The sequence below is a fragment of the Gluconobacter roseus genome (assembly GCF_046058915.1).
GTDB lineage: Bacteria > Pseudomonadota > Alphaproteobacteria > Acetobacterales > Acetobacteraceae > Gluconobacter > Gluconobacter roseus_A.
Window position 1 is genome coordinate 1,324,099 of record NZ_CP175538.1, and the last position, 12,291, is coordinate 1,336,389.

General features: G+C 61.4%; 10 protein-coding genes. 4 read left to right on the plus strand and 6 right to left on the minus strand.

What is annotated here, in order from left to right; all coding sequences use genetic code 11:
* The first annotated feature begins 56 nt into the window (after positions 1 to 56).
* Complete coding sequence (gene clpA, locus ACJ2A4_RS06130) at positions 57 to 2,372, plus strand: ATP-dependent Clp protease ATP-binding subunit ClpA (protein ID WP_062507961.1); 2,316 nt, start codon at positions 57 to 59, stop codon at positions 2,370 to 2,372.
* 54 nt (positions 2,373 to 2,426) lie between these two features.
* Here the strand turns inward: clpA and ACJ2A4_RS06135 are convergent, their stop codons facing one another.
* Together ACJ2A4_RS06135 and ACJ2A4_RS06140 are read right to left on the minus strand one after the other, a co-directional pair.
* On the minus strand, positions 2,427 to 2,921 hold the full coding sequence (locus ACJ2A4_RS06135; RefSeq protein WP_155721200.1) for a DUF3465 domain-containing protein: 495 nt from the start codon (positions 2,919 to 2,921) through the stop codon (positions 2,427 to 2,429).
* 121 nt (positions 2,922 to 3,042) lie between these two features.
* A complete protein-coding gene (locus ACJ2A4_RS06140) occupies positions 3,043 to 3,735 on the minus strand; it encodes a polymer-forming cytoskeletal protein (RefSeq protein WP_408874036.1) in 693 nt (230 codons plus the stop codon).
* Between the two features lie 296 nt (positions 3,736 to 4,031).
* On the opposite strand from ACJ2A4_RS06140, the gene ACJ2A4_RS06145 reads away from it, so the two are divergent.
* Entirely contained in the window at positions 4,032 to 5,012 is a 981-nt protein-coding gene (locus tag ACJ2A4_RS06145; protein WP_408874037.1) for an adenosine kinase, read from the plus strand.
* A 32-nt stretch (positions 5,013 to 5,044) separates the two neighbouring features.
* On the opposite strand, the gene hpnK is transcribed toward ACJ2A4_RS06145, so the two are convergent.
* From hpnK to ACJ2A4_RS06165, 4 genes are all read right to left on the minus strand, one after another.
* The gene (hpnK, locus tag ACJ2A4_RS06150; protein WP_408874038.1) at positions 5,045 to 5,881 is read right to left on the minus strand and encodes a hopanoid biosynthesis-associated protein HpnK; all 837 of its coding nucleotides are present in this window, start codon (positions 5,879 to 5,881) and stop codon (positions 5,045 to 5,047) included.
* A 73-nt stretch (positions 5,882 to 5,954) separates the two neighbouring features.
* Entirely contained in the window at positions 5,955 to 7,379 is a 1,425-nt protein-coding gene (gene hpnJ, locus ACJ2A4_RS06155; RefSeq protein ID WP_011252191.1) for a hopanoid biosynthesis associated radical SAM protein HpnJ, read from the minus strand.
* Positions 7,376 to 8,587, minus strand: a complete 1,212-nt coding sequence (gene hpnI / locus ACJ2A4_RS06160; RefSeq protein WP_408874039.1) for a bacteriohopanetetrol glucosamine biosynthesis glycosyltransferase HpnI — start codon at positions 8,585 to 8,587, stop codon at positions 7,376 to 7,378. The genes hpnJ and hpnI overlap by 4 nt, the downstream gene beginning before the upstream one ends.
* Before the next feature lie 58 nt (positions 8,588 to 8,645).
* Positions 8,646 to 9,311 (minus strand): ABC transporter substrate-binding protein, encoded by a 666-nt coding sequence (locus tag ACJ2A4_RS06165; RefSeq protein ID WP_408874040.1) that lies wholly within the window; start codon positions 9,309 to 9,311, stop codon positions 8,646 to 8,648.
* A 323-nt stretch (positions 9,312 to 9,634) separates the two neighbouring features.
* On the opposite strand from ACJ2A4_RS06165, the gene hpnH reads away from it, so the two are divergent.
* Entirely contained in the window at positions 9,635 to 10,831 is a 1,197-nt protein-coding gene (gene hpnH, locus ACJ2A4_RS06170; RefSeq protein ID WP_062507969.1) for an adenosyl-hopene transferase HpnH, read from the plus strand.
* Between the two features lie 158 nt (positions 10,832 to 10,989).
* Positions 10,990 to 12,282: a hemolysin family protein gene (locus ACJ2A4_RS06175; RefSeq protein WP_408874041.1), complete on the plus strand. Its 1,293-nt coding sequence runs from the start codon at positions 10,990 to 10,992 to the stop codon at positions 12,280 to 12,282.
* Positions 12,283 to 12,291 lie beyond the last annotated feature (9 nt).

Here is a 12,291-nt window from a genome sequence, read left to right on the forward strand (position 1 = left end):
ACGTTACTCCGCGACAAGATACCTTTCTTACGAGAGGTCGAGAGGAGCGCCATCACATGCTGTCCCGTACGCTCGAACAGACGCTCCACCGCGCCCTGACATTCGCAGGTGACCGGCGTCATGAATATGCAACCCTCGAACACCTTCTGCTCGCGCTGACAGAAGATGACGATGCCCTGACGGTCTTCAGGGCCTGTGGCATCGATCTCGACAAGCTGCGCTCCGACCTGACCGATTTCCTCGACAAGGATCTGGCGGGGCTCGCTGCAGAACGGCCGACGGAACCCAAACCCACTGCAGCGTTCCAGCGCGTGATCCAGCGTGCGGCGATCCATGTGCAGAGCACGGGCCGTGACGAGGTCACGGGTGCGAACGTGCTTGTGGCCCTGTTTGCTGAACGCGAGAGCCATGCCGTCTATTTCCTGCAACTGCAGGATATGACGCGACTCGATGCGGTCAATTTTATCTCCCATGGCATCGCCAAGGCTCCGGACCGTGGAACGGGACGCCGTGCAACTGCAGCATCCAAGGACACGTCCGAGCGTGAAGAGCGCAAGGAAAGTGCCAAGGAAGGCGCGCTGGCGACTTATTGCGTCGATCTGAACGAGCGTGCGCGTGAGGGGCGGATCGATCCGCTCATCGGCCGCGATCAGGAAATCGAACGCACCATCCAGATCCTGTGCCGCCGCACCAAGAACAATCCGCTCTATGTGGGCGATCCGGGTGTGGGCAAGACAGCCATTGCGGAAGGTCTGGCCAAGCGGATCGTGGAAGGCGACGTGCCGGAAGTGCTGCTGAACAGCACGATCTATTCGCTGGACATGGGCTCGCTTCTGGCTGGCACACGGTATCGCGGCGATTTCGAAGAGCGGCTGAAGGCCGTCGTGACGGAAATGGACCAGACCCCTGGCGCCATTCTGTTCATTGACGAAATCCACACCGTGATCGGTGCCGGTGCGACATCGGGTGGGGCGATGGATGCGTCCAACCTGCTCAAGCCTGCCCTGGCTGCCGGGACGCTGCGCTGCATCGGGTCCACGACCTACAAGGAGTTCCGCCAGCATTTCGAGAAGGATCGGGCGCTTGTCCGCCGGTTCCAGAAAATCGACGTGCCGGAACCTTCGATCGAGGATGCGGTCAAGATCCTGCGCGGCCTGAAGGGCAGCTACGAAAAGCATCACAAGGTGCGCTACACCGACGAAGCCCTGCGTGGTGCCGTCGAACTGGCGGCCAAGTATGTCCATGACCGCAAGCTGCCGGACAAGGCGATCGACGTGATCGACGAAGTCGGCGCCGCGCGGATGCTCGTGCCCGAGAACAAGCGCCGCAAGACGGTGACGCTGAAGGACGTGGAAGAGGCCATCGCCAAGATCGCCCGCATCCCGCCCAAAAGCGTCTCGGCCGATGACCGCGAGACCCTGCGCCATCTGGAGCGGGATCTGCGGAACATGGTCTTCGGGCAGGACAAGGCGATCGACGCGCTGGCCGCTGCGATCAAGCTGTCCCGTGCCGGACTGCGCGATGCAGAAAAGCCGATCGGCAACTATCTGTTCTCCGGCCCCACGGGCGTCGGCAAGACGGAAGTGGCCAAGCAGCTTGCCAACTCGCTTGGGATTGAGCTGATCCGCTTCGACATGTCCGAATACATGGAGCGCCATTCGATCTCCCGTCTGATCGGGGCACCTCCGGGGTATGTCGGGTTCGATCAGGGCGGCCTGCTGACGGATGCCATCGACCAGCATCCGCATGCAGTCCTGCTGCTGGACGAAATTGAAAAGGCCCATCCGGACCTGTTCAATGTCCTGCTTCAGGTCATGGATCATGGTCGCCTGACGGATCACAACGGCAAGGTCGTTGATTTCCGCAACGTGATCCTGATCATGACCACGAATGCGGGTGCAGCGGATCTGTCCAAGGAGACGATCGGGTTTGGTCGCACCGTACGCAGCGGTGAGGATGAAGAGGCGATCAAGCGCCTGTTCACGCCGGAATTCCGCAACCGTCTGGATGCGATCATTCCGTTCGCCAACCTCACGCCGGAAACGGTGGGCCGTGTGGTCGAGAAGTTCGTGCTTCAGCTTGAGGCCCAGCTGGCAGACCGTCATGTCACGATCGAGATCTCCTCGAGCGCGAAGGAATGGCTGGCCGAGCGCGGATATGACCGTCTGTATGGTGCGCGTCCTCTGGGCCGCGTCATTCAGGAGCACATCAAGAAGCCGCTGGCGGAAGAGCTGCTCTTCGGACGGCTGGCTCAGGGTGGTGCCGTACGGATCGGGATGAAGAACGGGGCGCTCGACTTCGATATCATCGAAGGCCGGGACGAACCCAAGGGCGAGGATGGCGCTTCAAAGAAAGACGAAGCGACAAACTAAAGCCCAGCTTCAAAAGAGAAGGCCCGGGAGACATCGTCTTCCGGGCCTTTTTCATTACTGGTAGCGGGTACCGTTCACGACGACATATCCGGGCCAGCGCCATTTGCGGCTCGTACCGTGATGGGTCCAGTCCACGCCCTGACGGCGCAGGCTGTCGTAATAGTACCGGCCCTGCACCTCAACCTGATCACCCTTGTTGACCCAGGGCCATTGGGGAGCATTCATCTGGTCCAGATCGGAGACGATCCGGATGGAAACACCCTGCCCGACTGACACATAGAAATAGCCATGCCAGCCGCTGCGGGTCCGCTTGGCCTTTGGTGAGATGGCCAGAACCTGTCCGCACAGATGCTCGGGAAGATCGATGCGGGTGGGGCCGGACTGTTCCAGTCCCTGCTGGTCCGCAAGGAAACGGGCATTATCGCAGGAAGCAGGCATGTCATGGGTGGTCTGGCCTGTCAGAGCCTGACCGAAAAGACCCTGCGCAGATGCGGCGAACGGTGTGCACAGCAGGGCTGCGACAACTGCGGGGAGCAGACGGAATGTCATGGAGTTTCTCCTCCTGTCTGGGCGGCCCTGTGCGATGTTCTGCCGCCGGCGAAAAGGACCCGGACACAAAAAAGCCCGCCCCAATCCGGGAACGGGCTTTTCTGCTGGTCCGGAAAACGGATTAGGGTGCTTCGCTGGCACCTTCACCGGCAGCCGGCTCGGCCTTCAGGGCTTCGCTGGCGAGCGGGCGGGCAGGCGCACCGTCCGTGATCATTTCGAGCTGACCGGTGATCTGGCCACCGTCCTCAACCTGCAGGCGACGGCACTTCACCTTGCCGATCAGACGGCCGGTGGAGCGGATCGTCAGGCTGCCATTGACGGTCAGGGTCCCGTCAATCGTGCCAGCCAGTTCCGCGTCTTCGACTTCAACGCCACCACGGAACACGCCGCCATGCGTGACCTGAAGCTCGGTCGCCTGGATCATGCTGGACTCGACAGTGCCCTCAACCACGAGGCGCTCGGCGTCCTGCACCGAACCCTGAACGCTGATGCCGCGGCCCACGACGAGCGTGCGGCGCTCTGGACCGGTCTGGCGCGGTGCGCCCGGAACAGCGGCCGCACCGGGACGCGGAGCCCCTGCCGGCATTGCGCCCGTCGGAGAGTTGGGGGACGGCGGCGCCGGGAAAGGGGTACGACCCATGGGAGCGGGGTCCTTCTGCTGGTTGGGCTGCTGGGGACTGGTGGGCGATCCGGATCCTGATGCGGGAGCCGTCTGGCTGGGAGCGTCCGGCCGGTTGGGGAAAATGGGCTGTCCTGCGAGCTTGCTGTTCTCTGCAGGTTTGGACTCATCTTCCGGTTTGCGTCTTCTGAACAAGGAAACCCCGCTGCGGATCTGGAAAAGAACACTCTGTCTAGGACGTCTCCCGGATGCTCCATCGCAAGGGCGGAACAGTCAGGGCGGGCCTTTCGACAACGCTACACGCTCACCACCCGGCGGGACAAGACGCGCATTTCCATAAATGTGACGAAAGATCACGTATGAAAACGGCACGAGAGCGACCGGGAGTTGGCGTAGCCCTACAGGGGACCTATGATCGTGTTGATTTAATGGCGCAGTCCGCCCGTTAAATGTTTTTTTCCGAAGTTTTCAGCGACCTGACCGGAGTTCCAATGTCTGCACCCCAGCATGACCTTCTGTGTATCGGCAATGCCATCGTCGACGTCCTCGCCCCTGTGGGCCAGGATCTGATCGACGGGCTTGGCGCTGCTGCCGGGAGCATGACCCTGATTGACGCTCCTACGGCGCATGCCATCGAAAGCCGCGTCGACATCGAAAACGTGACCGGTGGCGGTTCCGGCGCGAACACGGCCGTTGTAGCCGCCCGCATGGGTGCGAAGGTTGCCTATCTCGGCAAGGTCACGGCTGACGAAGCCGGCGACCATTTCACGCGCGACATCCGCAAACAGGGCATCACCTTCCCGTCCGAGCCGCTGCCGGCCGCCGATGGCACGCCGACCGCGCGCTGCATCGTTCTGGTCACGCCGGAAGGCCAGCGCACGATGTTCACCTATCTCGGCGCCTGCACGGAGTTCACGCCCGAGGACGTGCATGAAGCCGTCGTGGCTGATGCTGCGATCACCTATCTCGAAGGCTATCTGTACGACAAGCCGCAGGCCCAGGAAGCGTTCGAGCACGCTGCCCGTCTGGCCCGCAAGGCCAACCGTCAGGTCGCCCTGACGCTGTCCGACACCTTCTGCGTGGAACGTCACCGCGCGGCTTTCCACGAACTCGTGGCCGGTCATGTGGACATTCTGTTCGCGAACGAGGCCGAGCTTCTGGCCCTGTACGAAGTCACGGATTTCGAGGAAGCCGTCACGCAGGTCTCCGCAGAGACGAAGCTGGCTGTCATCACGCGTGGCGAGAAGGGGGCGGTCGTCATTGGCGACGGAGAGCGCCATGACGTGCCGACGAGCGAAGTAAAGGTCGTGGACACCACGGGCGCAGGTGACGCATTCGCTGCGGGCTTCCTCGCGGGCCTGAGCAAGAAGCATGACCTCGTGACCTGCGCGAAACTGGGCAACCAGGCTGCCGGCGAGATCATTACCCGTTACGGCGCACGCCCGACCGAGGCATTCACGCTGACGGCCTGAGCCTCGCCCTGCCCCGTCGGTCAGGGCCGGTCTTACAGATCGGCCCAGCCAATGCGGGCGACACCATACCGGTCGAATGAGGCCCGCACAGCCGGGTCCAGAAGGGCGGCCAGCTCGCCTTCCTGCTCATAGCCCGGCATGAAGCGCTTCATCATGGCGTTCTGGGCCGTGGCGGGGTGGAAATAGATTTCGCTCGTGCCCTCCGGCAGACGCGGGATAAGGCCGCGGATATGGTCCGGCGTCATATGGCCGGACCAGCGCAGACCGAAACACCAGTCATTAGTTTTCAGCCCCGCTTTGCGGATCTGGTGTCGCAGGACGCTGATCCAGTGACGCAGGGCACGGTCTCCCAGCGTGTCATTGGCCTCAACAGGCTCCGGCGGCTCGAAAGGCGAGCGGACAGCCTGCAATCCATGCTCCAGACCGGACTCGATCAGGAAGCGTCCCACGGTCGGATGCAGATGCATGTGCTTGTGGGCGTTGGCATGATCGAGCGTCAGCCCGGTCGCAGCAAAGGCCCGGAACTGGGCCTCGATCTCACGACGCAGAGCCTTGCGCGCGGGCGGGCAGAAGAAATACTCGACACCCAGACGCAGCTGGTTGCGGCCAAACCAGCCCTGCTCATCCGTGATGGCGGGAAGATCGAGCACGGATTTGCCCTCGATCGCCACAACATGCAGCCCCACCTTCAGGTCCGGCATGGTCTTCGCCCGCCGGATGGCGTCTTCGGCGGCATCGCCCGCGACCATCAGGCTGGTCGTGGACAGGATGCCGTTGCGATGGGCCTGTTCGATGGCCTCGTTGACTTCAAGGCTCATGCCGAAATCGTCGGCGGATACGATGGCGCGGCGAAGGGCGCTGGATGTCATGGCAGGTCTCACGAAAAAGGGGCCACGACATCTGCCATGGCCCCTGGGTAGTGTCCGGTCAGGCGCGCGCCGTTCAGGCGGCGTGACGGTCCTTGAGGAACTGGAAGAACTCCACACCTTCACGCAGACGGCGCTTCATCATCTGCGGGCTGCGGACCATCTCGTTGACGATCGAGGCGATCTTGGAGCCGCGGAAGTAGAACTTGCGGTAGAATTCCTCGACGCTCTCGAAGATTTCCGTGTGCGACAGATGCGGGTAGTGCAGCGGCGCGATCTGCACGCCGCTCTCATCGATCAGCTCGGCTTCCGCCTCGTTCAGCCAGCCGTTTTCTGTCGCCTGCTTGTGCAGGAACGTGCCCGGATACGGCGCGGCCAGGGAGACCTGCAGGGTGTGCGGGTTGATTTCCTTGGCGAACTCGATCGTCTCCTGGATGGTCTCCTTCGTCTCGCCCGGCAGGCCGACGATGAAGGTTCCGTGGATCTTGATGCCCAGCTTGTGGCAGTTGCGCGTGAATTCCTTGGCGGTCTCGACGCGCATGCCTTTCTTGATGTTGTGCAGGATCTGCTGGTTGCCGCTCTCATAGCCGACCAGCAGCAGGCGCAGACCGTTTTCCTTGAGAACCTTCAGGGTTTCGTAGGGCACATTCGCCTTGGCATTGCAGGACCAGGTGACACCGAGCTTGCCCATCTCACGAGCAATGGCTTCTGCGCGCGGCAGGTCGTCCGTGAAGGTGTCATCATCGAACATGAATTCCTGCACTTCAGGGAAGTACTGCTTGGCCAGACGCACTTCGGCGGCCACATGCTCGGGGCTGCGGGTCCGGTAGCGATGGCCGCCAACCGTCTGCGGCCACAGGCAGAACGTGCAGCGCGACTTGCAGCCACGGCCCGTATAGATCGAGATATACGGGTGCTTCAGGTAGCCGATGAAGTAGTCATTGATGTTCAGGTCGCGCTTGTAGACCTCGGTCACGAACGGCAGGCTGTCCATGTCCTCGATCATCGCGCGATCCTTGTTCGCGATGATCTCACCCTTCTCGTTCCGCCAGGTGATGCCGTCCACTTCGGCGAGCGGCTTGCCTTCGGCGATTTCCTTGATCGTGAAATCGAACTCGTTGCGGGCCACGAAGTCGATCGGGCCACCCTTCTCCATGCTCTCCATCGGCTGGACGGCAACCTTCGCACCCACCATGCCGATCATCAGCTTGGGGTTCGCATCCTTGAGCATCTGGGCGACGCGCACGTCGGAGGCGAAAGACGGCGTGGAGGTGTGCATGACCACGAGGTCACGGTTCTTCACGTCTTCAAGAATGGGGTCCATGCCCATCTTCGCCGGCGGAGCATCGATCAGGCGCGATCCGGGAACCAGTGCGGCCGGCTGGGCCAGCCAGGTCGGGTACCAGAAAGACTTGATCTCGCGCTTTGCCTGGTAGCGGGAGCCAGCGCCACCATCAAAGCCGTCAAAGGAAGGAGGCTGGAGAAAAAGGGTTCTCATCATGATCGGACACTCCTGTGGGTGGCGCCGGCCTGGAGCGAGGTGGCGCAGGACGCGGAATTTCGTTTTCTTCGGGCGATATGGACCGTTCTGCCCCGCCATGCAACGCGTGATCCGCGCGCACTGCCCACCATAATGGCAGCAGACAGCCAGTCACGGGCGATCAAAAGCGGGATTGCGGCTGGCAGCGGACACTCCGTTGCACGATCCATGATGCGGCTTCCAAGGGCACGGACCAGCCATGTCAGGAGCAGCATGAACCAGGTCCACCAGGCATTCGGACGGAACAGCACCGCCGTAACCGCCCAGAACAGGGGAAGCTGGATCGCGGACAGACCGTAGCCAACGGGCGCAACATTCTTGACCGTCCGCCCCCAGCGCAATTCATGGGCCAGAAGATCGCTGAGCGAATGTTCGCCCACGGTCGTATGGGTCAGGGTCGGCGCGATGGAAATATTCTCCCCGCGCGCCCGGATCAGCTGACCCAGTTCGGCATCATCAGCCACATGGTCAACCAGCGCCTCAAGGCCACCGATGTCTTCAAGGGTCTGACGACGCAGGGCCATCGTGGCTCCCAGACAGTCCTGCCGTCCCAGAAAACGGGACATCATGACGCCGGGGAGGAAATTGTGGTTGATCTGACATGCGCCGATCTGCTGCACGAGCGTGCCGGCAGCCGGCCGGCCGGCATACAGGGTCGTGACCAGACCTGTCCCCGCCTCCTCCAGACTCGTCACGACATGGCGCAGGTAATTCGGACTGGCATGAATATCCGAGTCGGAGATCACAATAATGTCATGACAGGCTTCCCCGTACATGTTTATCAGATTTCCGACCTTCCGGTTCGGGCCATGCTCCTGCGGATTGACCACGACACTGCCCGGGACCCGCGGATAACGTTTCCGGAGACGTTCAATGACCGGCAGGGCCGTATCTTCGGCATTCTGGACACCGAAGACGATCTGGAAATCCGGGTAGTCCTGGGTGAACACGCTTTCCAGCGCATTTTCCAGCAGCGGCTCGTTTTCATGGAGCGGCTTGAGAACGGTAACCGCAGGCCACGCCCGATCCGACAGACGCAGGGCCTCATCGGCACTGCGCTCCGTGCGGCGGAACCGGGCGAGCAGTGTCGCACCGGCCAGCGCCTGCAGATTGCCGGCGGCAGAAACAAGGGCGCAGAAGCCGGCCGCGATCGTAAGAGGTAAGGACACGACGGTCTTCTATCCTTCCCGAACGCTTTTGGGAAAGGGTGCTACCGTCGCAGCGTGATCAGTCATGCAGGAAATGCGCGGTCTTGCTGTCCAGATGATCGGCCAGACCACTGGCGCCGCCCGAACTGAGGGCACCACCAAAATCGGCCCGCTGGGCAGCAACCTGGCTGATATGCGCATTGAGCAGAACGTCCGTAATGCGCCAGCCCGAGGGGCCATTCGTCATGATGTAGTCGATCGGCGTGACATCACCGCCATCCGTGCCACCGATCGTCGTATCGACAATCAGGCCGCCGGTCGGGTTGGGGCGCGTCTGCGGGTTGACCGTGAAGGCAGCCTGGGCTTCGGGTTTGAACGAAGAGGCGTAGCGGGCGATCGTGAACTGGCGGAAAGATCCCAGAAGACGGGTCCGGTCGGAAGGACTCAGGCTGTTGTAGCGCACGCCGACCGAGCGACGGAGAATCGCTTCCAGATCAAAGGCGCGATCCACGGCCGGCGCGATCATCGTTGCGCGCTGCTGGGCCGTCTTCCCGGACTTCTGGGCCGTTTTCAGGGCATCATACAGCGCAGAGATCGGTGCCACGGCCGATGTCGCGTCAGCGGGCGCTGCTTCGGCCGTCTGGGCCAGTGCGGCCGGCGAAAGTGCCGGCATGGCGACGGCTCCGGTCAGGAGGCAGGCGGAGAGAAGGGACAGAGTCACTTTCGGGGGAAAACGGCAAATCATGATCGTGCTTTCGTCCTGTAGACAGTTCTGTGCATAGAGATCAGGTTCATGACACACTGTATCAAGTTCCGGAGATCAAGTTCTGGCTTCCGTAGATCCATCTGTGCTCGATTAGCCACAGGCCTGATGCGAATTATGCAGCCTGACATTGAGGCGAACACGACAATGGGTCTATAGGCAGTCAATCTCACGCTCGATGGTCCTTCATGTTTCCCGACTTCCACAAGCCGGGACAGGGAAGACAGCCACGGGCCATCCACGATGTGCAAGGCCCCGGGCGCCCTATGGGTGCATCTTCCGGAGGCTAGAACCAGAGGATTATAATGGCCGTTCCTTTGATGCAGGCTGTCCGAGTCGGACGGTACGTTGTCAAGCAGCACCTCACGGGCCGCAAGCGATATCCGCTGGTCCTGATGCTCGAACCGCTGTTCCGCTGCAACCTGGCATGTGCCGGTTGCGGCAAGATCGACTATCCTGCGCAGATCCTGAACCAGCGGCTCAGCCTTCAGGAATGCCTGGATGCCGACACGGAAGCCGGTGCCCCTGTCATCGCAATCGCCGGTGGCGAGCCCCTCCTGCACAAGGAAATGCCCCAGATCGTCAAAGGTTTGATCGGGCGGAAAAAATACGTTTACCTGTGCACGAACGGCCTTCTTCTCGAGAAGAAGCTCGACGATTACGAGCCCTCCCCGTTCTTCTCCTGGGACGTGCATCTGGATGGCGATCAGCTGATGCATGACTCGTCGGTCTGTCAGGAAGGCGTTTTCGAACGTGCGACCGCGGCGATCCGTTTGGCGAAGTCCCGCGGTTTCCGTGTCTCCATCAACTGCACCCTGTTCGACGGTGCGGTTCCCGAGCGCGTCGCAGCTTTCTTCGACGAAGTCATGGCCATGGGCGTCGACGGCATCATGACCGCTCCGGGCTATGCCTATGAGCGTGCACCGGATCAGGCCCACTTCCTGAACCGCCAGAAAACGAAGCAGCTGTTCCGCGACATCTTCCGCCTCGGCAAGGGCAAGAAGTGGCGCTTCACGCAGTCTCCGCTGTTCCTGAACTTCCTGGCCGGCAACGAGAACTACCACTGCACGCCATGGGGCAAGCCGCTTCGTACGGTCTTTGGCTGGCAGCGTCCGTGCTATCTGCTCGGTGAAGGCTATGCCAAGACGTTCCGGGAACTGATGGACGATACCGCCTGGGAGCAGTACGGCACCGGTGCTTACGAGAAATGCGCCGACTGCATGGTGCATTCCGGGTACGAGTCCACGGCCGTTATGGATGCCGTCGCGCGTCCCTGGCACATCGCCAAGGTCGCCCTGTTTGGCCCCGAGACCGAAAAGCCGATGGTTCCGGAAATCTCGCTCGCCAACCAGCGCCCGGCCGAATACGGCTACGAGGAACAGGTCCAGCAGCAGATGGAGCGCATCTCCACGGGTGCTAAACCTGCTCGCGGTCCGCGCGTCCGCGTCAATGGACGTCCGGCAGCCAACACGGTTTCGGAAGCCGCCGACGCAGCAGACTGAGGATATTCTTTTCCTGTCTGTGTGTGCACATGAAGAACCGGCTCCTGGTGAGCCGGTTTTTTTGTGAAAAGCCCCCTCCATTTGACCGGACAGAATGAAGGGCATGGCATCCGCCAATCGTCCTGTTATGATTGGGCATTCATTATTCTGGCCGGATCATGCTGACCCCTATTCTCGTTATCTGTCTGCTCATTTTCCTCAATGCCGTGTTTGCCATGGGAGAAATGGCTCTCATTTCGGCAAAGCGGCCACGGCTGGAGGTTCTGGCCAAGCAGGGCACCCGAGGGGCCACAACTGCAATCCGGCTGGCAGAGGATCCGCACAGCTTTCTGCCAACCGTTCAGGTTGGCATGACGCTGGTCTCCATTCTTGAAGGTACGTTTGGCGGCAGCCAGATGGAAAGTACGGTCACGGCATGGATCGCAAACATCCCGTCGCTACGTCCGATTGCCAGTGAGGTTTCGATCGTCCTCGTTGTTGCGATAATCACCTTCACCATGCTGGTTTTCGGCGAACTCATTCCCAAGCAGATCGCATTACAGCAACCGGAAGCCATTGCCTCACGTCTGGCCTGGCTGCTTGTCGGTGTAGCGCGCATCGCACAACCGATCGTGTGGCTGCTCAGCGGTACTTCTTCCCTGGTGCTCCGTCTGCTCCGTGTCGGCCCGCTGACGCGTGCAGCGGTCACTGAGGAGGAACTGAAGGCCGTTCTGGCTGAAGGTGCCCGTGCGGGTGTCCTGGAGACCGACGAACAGGCCATGATCGAGCGCCTCCTGCGTCTGGCAGACCGCCCTGTGCGCGCCATCATGACGCCACGTAACGAACTCTTCTGGATTGACCGGCATGCGGATCAGGAAACACTGGTCCGCAAGCTCCGCCAGTCGTCCTATGCCCGGATAGTCGTTTGTGAAGGGGATGTGGATCACCCGGTCGGTGTCATCCTGGCCAAGGACATCATGGACCGGCTGCTCCTGAAGCTTCCGGTTTCCGTCGATGCCGTGCTGCGCGAACCGCCTGTTATTCCTGACAGTCTCAGCGCCCAGGACATGATCGAGCGCATGCGTGGCGTCAATCTGGGTATCACCTTTGTCCTGGATGAATACGGTTCTTTTGAAGGCATCGTGACCCCATCAGACGTCTTCGAGGCCATTGTCGGCGAGGAAAAGACGGAGTCATCCTCTTCGGAGCTTCAGGCGGCTGAAGGTGCGGATGAATACGTATTCAACGGCTTCATGCCGGCTGATGAACTGCGCTCCCGTCTCGACCTACCAGAGCTTCCCGGCGCTGGCGGCTATCATACCCTTGGCGGTGTGATCCTCGCGCTTTTACGACGTGTTCCGGCGCGTGGAGACAAGGTGGCCTTCGGGGGTTGGCTGTTCGAGGTATTGGAAATGGACCGGCGACGCGTCGGGAAGGTCAAGGTCAGTCGCCAGGTTCTCGCCGAAGACTGACCCTGTTAT

Bases quoted from the DNA above. Each gene is read 5' to 3' on its own strand.
- hpnJ (WP_011252191.1), bottom strand. From the start codon at position 7,379: ATGATGAGAACCCTTTTTCTCCAGCCTCCTTCCTTTGACGGCTTTGAT.
- ACJ2A4_RS06175 (WP_408874041.1), top strand. From the start codon at position 10,990: ATGCTGACCCCTATTCTCGTTATCTGTCTGCTCATTTTCCTCAATGCC.
- hpnK (WP_408874038.1), bottom strand. From the start codon at position 5,881: ATGACATCCAGCGCCCTTCGCCGCGCCATCGTATCCGCCGACGATTTC.
- ACJ2A4_RS06145 (WP_408874037.1), top strand. From the start codon at position 4,032: ATGTCTGCACCCCAGCATGACCTTCTGTGTATCGGCAATGCCATCGTC.
- ACJ2A4_RS06135 (WP_155721200.1), bottom strand. From the start codon at position 2,921: ATGACATTCCGTCTGCTCCCCGCAGTTGTCGCAGCCCTGCTGTGCACA.
- ACJ2A4_RS06165 (WP_408874040.1), bottom strand. From the start codon at position 9,311: ATGATTTGCCGTTTTCCCCCGAAAGTGACTCTGTCCCTTCTCTCCGCC.
- hpnH (WP_062507969.1), top strand. From the start codon at position 9,635: ATGGCCGTTCCTTTGATGCAGGCTGTCCGAGTCGGACGGTACGTTGTC.
- clpA (WP_062507961.1), top strand. From the start codon at position 57: ATGCTGTCCCGTACGCTCGAACAGACGCTCCACCGCGCCCTGACATTC.